Source organism: Cryptosporangium japonicum (assembly GCF_039524755.1).
Lineage (GTDB): Bacteria > Actinomycetota > Actinomycetes > Mycobacteriales > Cryptosporangiaceae > Cryptosporangium > Cryptosporangium japonicum.
Genome location: NZ_BAAAGX010000018.1, coordinates 391,036 through 403,562, shown reverse-complemented (window position 1 = coordinate 403,562; position 12,527 = coordinate 391,036). Strand labels below are relative to the sequence as shown.

General features: G+C 72.6%; 11 protein-coding genes. 3 read left to right on the top strand and 8 right to left on the bottom strand.

Going from position 1 to position 12,527, the window contains the following annotated elements; all coding sequences use genetic code 11:
- Positions 1-97: 97 nt before the first annotated feature.
- The 5 genes from ABD437_RS25115 to ABD437_RS25095 all read right to left on the bottom strand — a co-directional run bounded on the left by ABD437_RS25115 (position 98) and on the right by ABD437_RS25095 (position 4,105).
- Positions 98-1,120: an adenosine deaminase gene (locus ABD437_RS25115; RefSeq protein WP_344651363.1), complete on the bottom strand. Its 1,023-nt coding sequence runs from the start codon at positions 1,118-1,120 to the stop codon at positions 98-100.
- A 37-nt stretch (positions 1,121-1,157) separates the two neighbouring features.
- On the bottom strand, positions 1,158-2,153 hold the full coding sequence (locus tag ABD437_RS25110; RefSeq protein WP_344651362.1) for a stage II sporulation protein M: 996 nt from the start codon (positions 2,151-2,153) through the stop codon (positions 1,158-1,160).
- Between the two features lie 54 nt (positions 2,154-2,207).
- Positions 2,208-2,687 carry a Rieske (2Fe-2S) protein gene (locus ABD437_RS25105; RefSeq protein ID WP_344651361.1) on the bottom strand — a complete coding sequence of 160 codons (480 nt, stop codon included), beginning with the start codon at positions 2,685-2,687 and terminating at the stop codon, positions 2,208-2,210.
- A gap of 138 nt (positions 2,688-2,825) precedes the next feature.
- Entirely contained in the window at positions 2,826-3,419 is a 594-nt protein-coding gene (locus ABD437_RS25100) for a DUF6529 family protein (protein WP_425558226.1), read from the bottom strand.
- 11 nt (positions 3,420-3,430) lie between these two features.
- Entirely contained in the window at positions 3,431-4,105 is a 675-nt protein-coding gene (locus ABD437_RS25095) for a hypothetical protein (RefSeq protein WP_344651360.1), read from the bottom strand.
- Between the two features lie 107 nt (positions 4,106-4,212).
- Between ABD437_RS25095 and ABD437_RS25090 the strand changes: the two genes are divergently transcribed.
- Positions 4,213-6,216, top strand: coding sequence for an adenylate/guanylate cyclase domain-containing protein (locus ABD437_RS25090; RefSeq protein ID WP_344651359.1), 2,004 nt, complete (start codon positions 4,213-4,215; stop codon positions 6,214-6,216).
- The gene (locus ABD437_RS25085; protein WP_425558225.1) at positions 6,213-6,893 is read left to right on the top strand and encodes a Crp/Fnr family transcriptional regulator; all 681 of its coding nucleotides are present in this window, start codon (positions 6,213-6,215) and stop codon (positions 6,891-6,893) included. Before ABD437_RS25090 ends, ABD437_RS25085 begins: the two co-directional genes overlap by 4 nt.
- Here the strand turns inward: ABD437_RS25085 and ABD437_RS25080 are convergent.
- The 3 genes from ABD437_RS25080 to ABD437_RS25070 form a co-directional block, all read right to left on the bottom strand.
- Positions 6,890-7,417: a hypothetical protein gene (locus tag ABD437_RS25080; RefSeq protein ID WP_344651358.1), complete on the bottom strand. Its 528-nt coding sequence runs from the start codon at positions 7,415-7,417 to the stop codon at positions 6,890-6,892. The two genes, ABD437_RS25085 and ABD437_RS25080, sit on opposite strands and share 4 nt — an antisense overlap.
- 126 nt (positions 7,418-7,543) lie before the next feature.
- Positions 7,544-8,929 (bottom strand): cystathionine beta-synthase, encoded by a 1,386-nt coding sequence (locus tag ABD437_RS25075; RefSeq protein ID WP_344651357.1) that lies wholly within the window; start codon positions 8,927-8,929, stop codon positions 7,544-7,546.
- Between the two features lie 39 nt (positions 8,930-8,968).
- Positions 8,969-11,452 (bottom strand): ATP-binding protein, encoded by a 2,484-nt coding sequence (locus tag ABD437_RS25070; RefSeq protein WP_344651356.1) that lies wholly within the window; start codon positions 11,450-11,452, stop codon positions 8,969-8,971.
- A 196-nt stretch (positions 11,453-11,648) separates the two neighbouring features.
- Between ABD437_RS25070 and ABD437_RS25065 the strand changes: the two genes are divergently transcribed.
- A partial coding sequence (locus tag ABD437_RS25065; protein ID WP_344651355.1) for an SGNH/GDSL hydrolase family protein occupies positions 11,649-12,527 on the top strand: 879 nt, incomplete at its 3' end.

Genomic DNA, 12,527 nt, shown 5'->3' with positions numbered 1-12,527 from the left:
CAACCACGCCGCCTAATACCGTTGCCACGACCGGTTGACTCCAAGGGCCCGGAAAGGCGTCGTAGGCCCGGGAAGGCGTCGAAGGCCCGGGAAGGCGTCAGGCGTTCGCGGCGGTGTAGGCGTCGATCTCGGCCGCCAGCTCGTTCTTCCGCGCCTCGGACGCGAAGGACGCGCGGACACCGGCCTTCGCCAGCTCGGCGACGCCGGGAGCGTCGAGCTTGAGCAGCTCGGCGGCCACGAGGTACTCCTTCTCCAGCGTGGTGCCGAACATCGGCGGGTCGTCGGAGTTGATCGTGACGAAGATGCCCGCCTCCACCATGCCCGCGAGCGGGTGCTCGTCCAGGCTGGCCACGGCCCGCGTACGCAGGTTCGACGTCGGGCAGACCTCGAGCGGGAGCTGGGTCTCGACCAGGTACTCGACCAGCGTGGGGTCACCCAGCGCGCTGGTGCCGTGGCCGATGCGCTCGGCGCCGAGCACGCGGATCGCGTCCCAGATCGTCTCCGGGCCGGTCGTCTCCCCGGCGTGCGGCATCGAGTGCAGGCCGGCGGCGCGGGCGGCGTCGAAGTACGGCTTGAACTGCGGCCGGGGCACGCCGATCTCGGGGCCGCCGAGGCCGAACGCGATCAGCCCGTCGGGGCGCTGGTCGAGGGATACGCGAAGCGTCTCCTCGGCGGCGGGGATACCGGCCTCGCCCGGAATGTCGAAGCACCAGACCAGCTCGATGCCCAGGTCGCGGCGCGCGGCGGCGCGGGCGTCCTCCAGCGCCTCGCAGTAGGCCTCCGGCGCCATGCCACGGACCGTGTGCGAGTACGGCGTCGCGGTGAGCTCGGCGTACCGGACCTGCTGGCGGGCCAGCTCGCGGGCGACCTCGTAGGTGAGGATGCGGACGTCCTCGGGGTCGCGGACCAGGTCGGCGACGGCGATGTAGACCTCGATGAAGTGCGCGAAGTCGCGGAACTCGAAGAACTTCTCCAGCGCGTCCAGGTCGGACGGCACGTTCGTGCTTCCGGCGTGACGCGCGGCCAGCTCGGCCACGGCCTGCGGTGAGGCCGAACCCACGTGATGCACGTGCAACTCGGCCTTGGGCAGGCCGGCGACAAACGCTTCCAGGTTCTCCATGACCGGACGTTACCACCACCGTGTCAAGGTTGTGGAATCACACCGCCGGGGCGAGGTCCTCGCGCTCGCCGAGGGCCAGGTCGCCGGTCTCGCCGGCCAGCGCCGCGCGCCGGCCGAGCACGATCACGTAGGTCAGGAAGCCGCCGAACGCCACCACGCCGATGCCGATGCGGGCCCAGGTCGGCAGCCCGGACGGCGTCACGAACGCTTCGATCACGCCCGAGATCGCCAGCACGACCACCAGGCCGAGCGCGGTGAGCACGGCCGCGCGGGAGGTCTCGGCGAGCGCCTGCGCCCGGGTGCGGCCCGGCCCCGGCGCGATCCACGACCAGCCGATGCGCAGGCCCGCGCCGGCGGCGACGAAGACCGCGGTCAGCTCCAGCAACCCGTGCGGGGTGATCAGCCCGAAGAACACGTCGGCCTTGCCGTAGGCCACCATCACCCCACCGACCTCGCCGACGCCGACGGCGTTGGTGACCAGCACGAGAATCACCGGCACGATCAGCACGCCGGCGAACACGCACAGCGCGGCGATCAGCGCGTTGTTCGTCCACACCTGGGCGGCGAAGTCCTGGGCCGGATTCTCCGAGTAGTAGTCCGCGAAGTCCTTCTCGACGAGCTGACGCAGGGCCGACTCGGGGGCGAGCTGGGCCGCGAGCTCGGGATGCGTGCCGAACCACGCGATCAGGCCGAACGACACCGCCGAGAACGCGGTGGCGACCCCGCACCACCACGGCCAGGCCCGGTACACCGCGACCGGGAACCCGACCGTGAAGAACCGGGCGAACGTCACCCAGGAGGGTGCGCTGCTGCCGGTGACGGCGGAGCGGGCCCGCGCGACCAGCCGGGACAGCCGGCCCACGAGCGCGGGGTCGGGTGCGCGGCTCTGCACCGCGGAGAGGTGGGTGGCCGCCCGCTGGTAGAGAGCGATCAGCTCGTCGCTCTCACTGCCGGTGAGGCGACGCCGGCCGAGCAACTCCTCGAGCCGGCGCCACTCCCCCGCGTGTTCGGCCACGTAGGCGTCCAAGTCCACGCGATGAACCTAGCAATCAGGCGCTAACGCTCAGCCCGCGCGAGCGCCGGAAGATCAGGCCAGCGTGATCGAGTCACCGTTGACGGTGACCTGCTTCTCCTCGAGCGGCTTCTTCGCCGGGCCCGCGGTCGGCGAACCGTCGGAGATCGAGAACTTGCTCGCGTGGCAGGGGCAGTCGATCGTCGTCGCGACCTTGTTGACCTTGCAGCCCTGGTGGGTGCAGACGTTCGAGAAGGCCTTGAACGTGCCGGCCTCGGGCTGGGTGACGACGACACCCTCGGCGTCGAAGATCTTGCCGCCACCGACCGGGATGTCGGCGACCTTGGCCAGCGCGTCGGCGACGGGGGCCTCGGCCGACGCCGCACCGGAGGTGGGAGCCGCGGCCGGCGCGCTGGACGCCGGGGCCGCGTCGCTGCTCGCGCTGTCACCGTAGCTGGAGCAGGCGCTGGCGACGATGGTCACGCCGACCGCGCCGGCTCCGGCCAGAACGCTTCGCCGGTTGAGCAGCCCGCGCGTGTATCGGGTGGTGTCCATGCGTTTCCTCCGGGCGGTAATCTCGCACGTGTAGTAGTTCATGTAGTAGTTGAGGGCTCAATCAGAACATAGACGGCCACCGCTCGCCAGCCGCAACTCAACTTCACAGGGGATGCACGGGAGCCGCTCGACAAAGGTTCAGAACTGGACGCCGCTGGTGGAGAAGAACCAGAGCGCGGACGTCGCCCACACGCCGACCAGCGCGGCGAACACCGCTCCTCCGAACAGCGGCAGCACCCAGCCGGCCAACCCGTGCTTGGTCAGCACCAGCATCTTCGTGGTGAACACCCCGAAGAAGACGCAGCCGAGCAGCGAGTGCGCCAGCGTCCGGGTGTCGTACGTGGCGAAGCCGAGCGCGTACAGGCAGTGCACGACGACCGGGATCGTGAGCACGAACGCGATCCGGCCCGACCAGCGGTGCACCGGGCTCACCCAGGCCCCGCGCAGCGGGAGCTTGCCCCACATCGCGAGCGCGGTGACGAGCTGGACGACCGCGAACACGATCGCCACGGTCGCGAGCCAGACCTTCACCTGGAGCGGCCCGGAGAAGCCGGCGACGCTCACCGCGATGCCGGTGGGGGTGTGCACCTTGCCGTAGACGCCGAGGACGACGGCGACACCGGCACCGGCGGCGAGCGGCACGATCAGCTTCGTGACCGTGCTCGCGGAGGCGGGACGCATCGTGGTGACGGCCCGGGTGGGAAATTCGTCGGGGTCGGGGTTCCAGGTCATGACGACGCTCCTCAGGCCTTCGGCTCGGCTTCGGTGACGGTCATCGTTCCGCCGTCGACGGTCGCGGTCTTCGAGCCGAGATCGATCCTCGGCGCCGGCCGGGGGTTGCCCTCGTCGGTGGTGAAGACGCCCACCTGCGTGCCGTCCGGCAGCACGATCCACCCGGCGACCAGCTTGGCGCCCTGGATCGTCACCGTGCCGCGGTACACCCCGGCCGGCGACTTCACCAGCGGAGCCGTGAACCGGAACTCCCGGCCGCCGGCGGTGACGGTCCCGGAGGCCGTCGTCCGGCTGAACGTTCCGGTGAGCGTGCCGCCGGGTGCGCCCTTCAGGTCGAGGTCGCCACCGGTGGCCGGGCCGCGCATCCACGCCTCGGTACGGTCGCCGTCGCAGTAGTACGCGACCGCCTGACCGTCCTTCACCGAGATCGCAACCGTGGCCCGGCCGCCGACCACCCGGCCGGCGAACACCGCCTTGCGGTTCTCGGTCGGCGGTTTGCTCGAGGAGGCGATCGGTGGTGGTGCGGTCGCGCTGGGGCTAGCTTTCGCGGGCGGAGTGGACTGGGATGGAGCCCGGGCGGCGGTCTGCTGAGTGCTCTCGGTGTTGGCCTGGGTGCTGAGACCCAAGAGCACAGCGGCGACCACCGCACCGGACAGGAGGGTGAGGAGTGGTCCTCTGTGGCTCATGACGTCTCCAGGTCGGGCCGCATCGGGCGGGTCCCCTCCACTGTGCAACGGGGACCCGCGCCCCGTCCGTGCAGAAGTACGCACAGCACGTCCGGGCAGGTGTCGCCTTGCTGACAACGGTCCCGCGCCTGCCACCGGCCGTGCAACCCGTCCGGGCGGTGGTCTGGGCACTGCACCTGCTGGTGCCGATCGCCGGCCTCTGGCTCCTGCTGGCGGTGCCGGCCGCGGACGTGCTCTGGCACCACCCATCGAGCCACTTCTGGCTCGTGCTCAACGTCGCCGCGATCAGCCTGCTGCCGGGCGTCGCGATGACCGCGGCCGCGTTGAACCGGCGTGACGCCCGGCTCTTCCTGGTTTCGCTCTGCTTCCTCTCGTCGGCCGGTTTCCTGCTGCTCCACGCCCTGGCGACGCCACTCGTGCTCGTCGATCACGCGAACATCGGGTTCGACCTCTCCCAGCCCACCGGGCTCGCGATCGCGGCGGTGTTCGCCGCGCTCTCCGCGCTCCCGCTGAACTCCGACCGGGTGCTGGCCCTGCGGGTGCCGCTCTGGGGCGGGCTGACCGCGGTGATGGTGGCCTGGGGCGCGGTGACGCTCCTGGACCTGCCGCCGTTGAACGCGGCGCCACAGGTACGTGACGTCGAAGGTCCACAAGTGATCGTCGCGGTGCTCGCGGTCGCGCTCTACCTGGGGGCGGCGCTGCGCTACTACCGACTCCACCGCCGGGCGCCGGCCGCGGTCCTGGTCAGCATCCTCACCGCGTTCGTGCTGCTGGCCGAGGCGATGGTCGCGGTGACGCTCGCCGACAAGTGGCACCTGTCCTGGTGGGAGTGGCACGTCCTGCTGGTCTTCGCGTTCGGCTTCGTGGCCTACAGCGCGTACGTCCAGTACCGCAAGGAGGGCTCGAGCGCCGGCCTGTTCGACGCGGTCATGCTCGCGCCGACGGTCCGTGCGGTCCGCGCGCAGTACGAGGCCGCGCTGGAGGAACTCGTCACCGTGCTGCGCGAGCGGGAACGCAGCGGGCGTTCCACCGCGGAGCCGGTGGCCCAGCAGCTGGCCCAGCGGTTCGGGCTCACCGAACGGCAGGCCGTCGTCCTGGACCGGGCCGGCGCCGCGCTCGCCGCCGAGCGGGAGATCTCCGCGCTGCTCGGCGCGCTGGTGACGGTCGGCGAGCGGGCCCGCGTCGGGCTGGGCGAACGTGAGCTGCTCGACGAGGTGCTGGCCCGGGTCCGCCCGGCCTACGGGGAGGTGCGCGTCGGCCTCGTCGACAACGGCGTGCTGTCCGTGGACGGTCGCGCCTACGACCCGGCCACGCTCACCGCCGCGTACCGGGCCGACGACCGGCTGATCTACCCGCTGACCGTCAAGGGGCGGGTGGCCGGTGTCGTCGAGATCCCCGCCCGCAGCGGCGAGACCTGGGCCGCCCTGCTGGCCAACCAGCTCTCGATCGTGGTGGAGAACGCCCGCCTCTACGCCGAGCTCGGCACGCTGTTCCGGCAGTACCTCTCGCCGGACGTCGCGGCGGCGCTGCTGGCCGACCCGGCCCAGGCGGCGCTGGGCGGCTCGATCGTCGAGGTCACCGCGCTCTTCGCCGACCTGCGCGGGTTCACGACGTTCTCCGAGCAGGCCGACCCGGCCGAGATCGTGACGATGCTCAACCGCTACCACGGGGTTGCGGTGCCCTGCATCCTCGACAACGGCGGCACCGTGGTGCAGTTCGTGGGGGACGCGCTGCTGGCCTTGTTCAACGCACCCGCCCGGCAGCCCGACCACGCGGCCAGGGCCGTGCGCGCCGGGCTCGGCCTGCAGACCGCGGTGGACGCGATCGCGGAGGGACGGCCGGGCTGGCCGCGCTTCCGGGTCGGCATCAACACCGGTTCCGCCCTGGTCGGCAACATCGGCAGCGAGGCACTACGGGGGTTCAACGCGATGGGTGACGCGGTGAACGTCGCCGCCCGGCTGCAGACGCTGGCGCAGCCGGGGCAGGTCGTCATCGGCGACGCGACGATGAAGCAGCTGGGGCCGGACGTGACGGCCTACTCCCTCGGCGAGCTCACCGTGAAAGGCCGTTCGCAGCCGGTGCGGGCCTACGTCGTCGGGGAGGCACCGTGAGCACCGAGCCGCCGGACACCGAGTTCTGGGGCTCGTTGAAGCCGGAGGAGAGCGCGGACTTCCTCGCGCTGGCGCGGCCCCGGTCGTGGGCGCGCGGTGCGGTGATCTTCCGCGAGGGCGACGAGTCGGATTCCGTGCTGGTGCTGGTGAGCGGCCGGGTGAAGGCGTTCTCGAGCACCGGAGGCGGCATCGAGGTCCTGCTGGCCGTGCGTGGGCCGGGCGCGCTGGTCGGCGAGCTGGCCGCGATCGACCAGCGGCCCCGGTCGGCCACCGTGGAGGCGTTGGAGCCGGTCACCGCGCTGTCGCTGCCGCTGGCGGCGTTCCAGGAGTACCTGCGGGCCCACGGCCGGATCGCGCTGCTGCTCGCCCAGACCCTCGCCGACCGGCTCCGCGACGCCGACCGCAAACGGATCGAGTTCGGTGCGCACGACACGCTCGGCCGGGTGGCGGCCCGGCTGGTGGAGCTGGCCGACCGGTTCGGCCGGCCGACCGAGGAGGGCGTGCGGATCGCGCTGCCGCTCTCCCAGGACGAGCTGGCCGGCTGGATCGGCGCGTCCCGGGAGGCCGTGGCGAAAGCGCTGCAGTCGCTGCGTGCGGACGGCACCATCCGCACGTCACGACTGACCGTCGTCGTCCACGACCTCCCGGCGCTACGGGCCCGGGCGATGGACTTCTAACTGACCGAGATCACCGCGGAGACCGGGGTGGGGGTCGCGCTCGGCACGCACGGGATCGTGAACGTGCCGAAGATCGTCACCGCGGTGGCGTTCACCGCACCCGGGCTGAGCTCGACGTCACCGGCGGTGGTGAGCGTCAGCTGGCCGGTGAGCGCGGTGAGCTGCACCGGCTGGTTGGCCGGGTACGGCTCGGTGTTCGCGGTACCGGTGACGGCGACGGCGCCGGTCTGTGCACCGGACACCGTCACCTCCCCGCTGGGCGTGACGCTGCCGGCGTCGAGGTCGATCGGCGGGAGGATCGGGATCGGTCCGGTCGTGACCGTGACGTCCACGGTCTCCCCGACCGTCGCGGTGGCCGGGGCGGTGATCGTGACGTCGACGTCACCGGTCTGCGTTCCGGTGAGCGGGATCTCGCACGAGTAGTTGACCGAGACCGTGTCGGCCTGGGCGGGCGAGGGGAACAGCACGAGCGCGGCGGCGGCGGCGATCAGCGAACCGGCGGCAGCGAGCGTCTTTGCGGACATTGCGTACTCCCTTGTGGGGGGCGCCGAGGCAACAGTGCCTCGGGACAACGCTCGTCCTGTGTAGACACTCCAGCTAAATCGGCGCAGCGATTTGCGCCGATTTAGCAAGATTTATCGAGGAGGTTGTTACTGGGCTAGGTAAAAGAGGAGGTCCTGACGCGTCAGGATGCCGATCGGCTTGCCGTCCTCGAGCACGACCGCGGCGTCGGACACCTCCACCGCCTTCATCGCGGCGTCCACCGACTCGCCGGCCCCCACCGCGGGCAGCGGCTGACCCATGTGCTGCTCGACCGCGTCGGCGAGCGTCGCCCGGCGGTCGAACAACGCGTCGAGCAACGCGGCTTCGCTGACCGAACCGGCGATCTCGGCCGCCATCACCGGCGGCTCGGCCCGAACGACGGGCATCTGCGAGACGTGGTACTCACGCATGATGTCGATCGCGGTCTTCACGGTCTCGTTCGGGTGCGTGTGGACGAGCTGCGGCAGGCCCTCGCTCTTGGCCCGCAGCACCTCCCCGACCGTGATGCCGCCGGGCGTCCGGTCGGCCAGGTTGAGGAAGCCGTACCCGGCCATCCACTCGTCGTTGAAGATCTTCGAGAGGTAGCCGCGGCCACCGTCGGGCAGCAGCACGACGACCACCGCGTCCGGCCCGGCCTCCCGGGCCACCTTCAGCGCGCCGGCGACCGCCATCCCGCAGGAGCCGCCGACCAGCAGCCCCTCCTCACGGGCCAGGCGCCGGGTGAGCAGGAACGACTCGGCGTCGGAGATCGCGACCACCTGGTCGGTGACCGACGGGTCGTACGCGGACGGCCAGAAGTCCTCGCCGACGCCCTCGACCAGATACGGACGTCCGGTGCCGCCGGAGTACACCGAGCCCTCCGGGTCGACGCCGACGATCGTGATCTCGCGGCCGGCCTCGGCGGCCTTCTCCTTGAGGTACCGGCCGGTGCCGGTGATCGTGCCGCCGGTGCCGATCCCGGTGACGAAGTGCGTGATCTTCCCGTCGGTGTCGTTCCAGATCTCCGGGCCGGTGGTGGCGTAGTGGCTGGCCGGGCCCTCGGGGTTGGAGTACTGGTCGGGCTTCCAGGCGCCGTCGATCTCCCGGACCAGCCGGTCGGAGACGTTGTAGTACGAGTCGGGGTGCTCCGGCGGCACCGCGGTGGGGCACACCACGACCTCGGCGCCGTACGCGCGCAGCACGTCACGCTTGTCCTCGCTGACCTTGTCGGGGCAGACGAAGACGCATTTGTAGCCCTTGGTCTGCGCCACGATGGCCAGGCCCACGCCGGTGTTTCCGCTGGTCGGCTCGACGATCGTGCCGCCGGGCCGCAGCGCGCCCGACTTCTCGGCCGCCTCGACCATCTTCACCGCGATCCGGTCCTTCACCGAACCGCCCGGGTTGAGGTACTCCACCTTGGCGAGGACGGTGCCCGGCACCCCGTCGGCGACGGACCGCAGTTTCACCAGTGGTGTATTGCCGATCAGGTCGACCACAGACTCGAAGTACCGCACGGTGTCAGCTCTCTCTGCCGGAGATTCCTGCTTTCGAGACTAACCACCGAGGTCGGAAGGGGTCGCACCGGCCGCGCCGCGCACCGCTGCGAGCCGGCGCCGGAGGTCGTCGGCGTCCGGGACGTCCAGCCCGGTCAACGCGGCCCGGGCCCGCTCGGCGGCCGCGTCGGCCTCGTCGCCGGCGCCGGTGCGGGCCAGGAGGAGCGCGAGTTTCAACTGGGTGGTGCCTTCGCGGACGCGGTCCTCGGCCACGCGGAACCCCTCGACCGCCTCGCGGAACCGGGCCGCGGCGGCGTCCGATCGACCGGCGGCGGCGTCGACCTCGGCCAGCGCCACCAGCGTGATCACGGCTCCGGTGCGGTTGTGGTTGCGCAGGGCGAGCACCCGCGCCGCCTCCAGGTGCTCGGTGGCCGACGCCAGCCGCCCTTCGGCCAGCTCCAGCCGGCCCAGTTCACGCAGCGCGGTGATCTCCCACATCACGTCGCCCGACCGCCGGAACACCGCCACCTGCGGCGCGACGAGCTCCCGGGCGACCTCGGTCCGGCCGGCCTTGCGGTGGGCCCGCGCGAGCGAGGTCCGCGCGCGGGCCAGACCGGCGTCGTCGCCGGCCTCGCGACGCACGTCGACCGCCTTCTGGAGGGTGCGTACCGCCTCGTCGATCCGACCGAAGGCGACCTGGAGCGAACCGAGGCCCCGCAGGGCGCTGGCGCGCAGCGAGATCCCGTCCCCGCCCGGATGCTCGGCGCAGAGCCGCAGCGCTTCGCCGTAGTGCTCCTCGGCTTCGGTGAACTGCCCGGCGGCGTACAGCGCGCTGGCCAGCCGACGGTGCGCGGCGGCGGTGTTGAGCCGGTGGCCGGCCCGCTCCCACCAGCTCAGCGACGCGCGGGCGTGGGCGAGACCACCGCGGACGTCACCGCTGTACTGCGACGCCCGGGCCGCCGCGTACTCCGCCTGGGCGATCCGCTCGGGCACCCCGGTCGAGTGGGCGATGGCCAGCCCGGCTTCCCAGAGTCGCCGCGCGTCGGCGTGGTACGGGTAGCGCGTGAACGCCGGTTCGGCCGCCGCGGCCAGACCCCAGGCCGCTGTCCGCAGCTCGGGGTGCCCGTCGCGGTGCCGGGCGGCCGCGGTGACGGTCGCGATGAGGTTCTCGCGCTCGTCGTCGACGTAGGCGCGGTGGCCGGGATCCCCGCCCTCGGAGCGGGGACCGAACGCGGCCTCCCACGGAACCCACGGGTCGATCGCCGCCCGGGCCTGCGCGGCGTAGTGGTCGGCCAACCGGCGGAGCGCGTCGAAGTACTCCGCGCCGAGCTCCTCGAGCGCGTAGAGGCGCACCAGGTCATGGAGTCGGTACCGGTCCGACGTCGTCACCTGGACCAGCTGCCGCTCCACCAGGCGGTCGAGCGCGGGCACCGCGCCGGACGCGACCAGGTCGGCCAGCGCCGCGGCGGCCGACGCGTCGAAGTCGGTGCCGGGGTGCGCGCCCAGCCGCCGGAACACCCGCTGGTGGTAGGCGTCCAGCTCGGTGTAGGTGGCCGCGACGCTGGCCCGTACGGCGTCGCGTCCCGAGCTCAGCTCGTCCAGGCGTCGCTCCTCGTCGGCCAGGCGTTCGGCCAGCGTCGCCATCGACCAGGACGGCCGGGCACGCAGCCGGCTCCCGGCGATCGCGACCGCCAGCGGCAGGTTGCCGCACGCGCGCACGACCGCTTCGGTGGCGGCCGGATCGGCGGTCACCCGTTCGTCGCCGGCGAGCCGGGTCAGCAGCTCACGGGCCTCGTCGTCGGAGAACTCCCCGAGGCGGACGAGCGTCGCGGCGGCGAGCTCGGCCAGCACCGGGCGGCTGGTCACCAGCACCAACGAGCGGGACGCCCCGGGCAGCAGCGGGCGCACCTGGTCGGCGCTGCCGGCGTCGTCGAAGACCAGCAGGTACCGGCGGCCGGCCAGCCGGGTGCGTAACCGGGCCGCGAGCGTCTCGACGTCACCGTGCAGCTCGCCGTCGTCGGCGTCGGACGGGCGCAGGCTCCGGAGCAGCCGCGGGAGCACCTCGGCCGGGTCGGCCGGCTCCGCGCTGGCCCCGCGCAGCCGGACGAACAGCGTCCCGTCCGGGTAGCGCGCGTGGACGAGGTGCGCGACGTGCAGGATCAGCGCGGACTTGCCGACGCCGCCGGGGCCGGACACCGCGACCACCGGCGCCCCACCGTCGATCGCGGCGAGGATCCGGTCGGCCTCGCTCTGGCGGCCGGTGAACAGCGCCGGTAACGCGGGCAGCTCGGCGGGCGGGGTGGGCCGCGCCGGATCCACCGCTACCGGCTCGGGCTCCCGCCCGGTGAGCGGGCGCTGCTGCCAGAACGCGAGCACCGCGGTGACCACCGACGCGACCGCCACGGCCGGCCAGGCCAGCGGTTCGAGCGGCGCCAGGCCCGGCGGCAGCTCGCCGCCGGTGGCCACATTGACCGCGACGGCGAGCAACACCGAGGTCACCGCCGAGGCGAGCGCCAACGCGACCAGGACCAGTGCTCGGCGCACGGTGCGGCTCCCCCGTTGTGACCCGGCTTTCGGTTGTGGATGGGGAGTATTCCCTACTCGCGAATGACGGGTCACCGACTGACGGAGCCGACATAACCGACGTCGAGCTAACTTTGAATCAGCGCCGCGGATGCCCAGGCACCGCGGCGTGAGCCAGCAGTGGCGTCAGTCACACGGCGTGAGCAGGAGGTGACACGTGGACGGTCGAGTACTTCACGCGAAGCAGGTTGCGATCGGCGCGGCCTTCGGTGGGGGTGGCCTCGGGCTACTCAGCGCTGCCTTCTACGGACTACTGCTCGGCCAGGCGAACCTGGCCCGTCGTGCGATCCAGCCGCTGGAGATCGGCCCGCCGCCCGCGGACGGGCGCTACACCCCGCCGACCGGTGCCTCGACCGGGCCCGCGGTGCAGCTGGCGCTGCTCGGCGACTCCAGCATGGTCGGCTACGGCGTCGAGACCGTCGCCCAGACGCCGGGTGCGCTGTTCGGCACCGCGCTGGCCCGGCTCGCCGACCGTCCGGTCGACGTGGTGTCGGCCGCCGTGGTCGGCGCGCGGAGCGTCGATCTGGCCGCGCAGGTGGACTACGTGCTGGCGCAGCCGCAGCGCCCCCAGCTGGCGCTGATCTTCATCGGCGGGAACGACGTCACCCACAAGACCCGGCCGTCGGTCGCGGTGGGCCAGCTCAAGCGGGCGGTGCGCCGCCTGGTGGACTCCGGCACCGAGGTCGTCGTCGGCACCTGCCCCGACCTGGGGACGATCCGGCCGATCCCGCAGCCGCTGCGCTACATCGTCCGGCGCTGGAGCCGGGACCTGGCCGCGGCGCAGACCGTGGCCACGGTCGAGGCCGGCGGTCGCACGGTGTCGCTGGGAGACCTGCTCGGCGCGGAGTTCGCGGCCAACCCGGTCGAGATGTTCTCGCCCGACCGGTTCCACCCCTCGGCGGCGGGGTACGGCCGCGCGGTCGACGCGATGCTGCCGTCCGCGGCGGCGGCGCTGGGCATCGGCCCGGCGGCCACCGACGAACCGCGGCCGGAGCGCGGCGAAGGCGTCCGCTCGCTCGTCGACGCCGGCCAGGCC

What these genes read in the sequence shown, in the direction of transcription:
- ABD437_RS25100 (WP_425558226.1), bottom strand. Translation starts at nt 3,419, where the DNA reads ATGACCTGGAACCCCGACCCCGACGAATTTCCCACCCGGGCCGTCACC.
- ABD437_RS25080 (WP_344651358.1), bottom strand. Translation starts at nt 7,417, where the DNA reads ATGTCCGCAAAGACGCTCGCTGCCGCCGGTTCGCTGATCGCCGCCGCC.
- ABD437_RS25105 (WP_344651361.1), bottom strand. Translation starts at nt 2,687, where the DNA reads ATGGACACCACCCGATACACGCGCGGGCTGCTCAACCGGCGAAGCGTT.
- ABD437_RS25115 (WP_344651363.1), bottom strand. Translation starts at nt 1,120, where the DNA reads ATGGAGAACCTGGAAGCGTTTGTCGCCGGCCTGCCCAAGGCCGAGTTG.
- ABD437_RS25095 (WP_344651360.1), bottom strand. Translation starts at nt 4,105, where the DNA reads ATGAGCCACAGAGGACCACTCCTCACCCTCCTGTCCGGTGCGGTGGTC.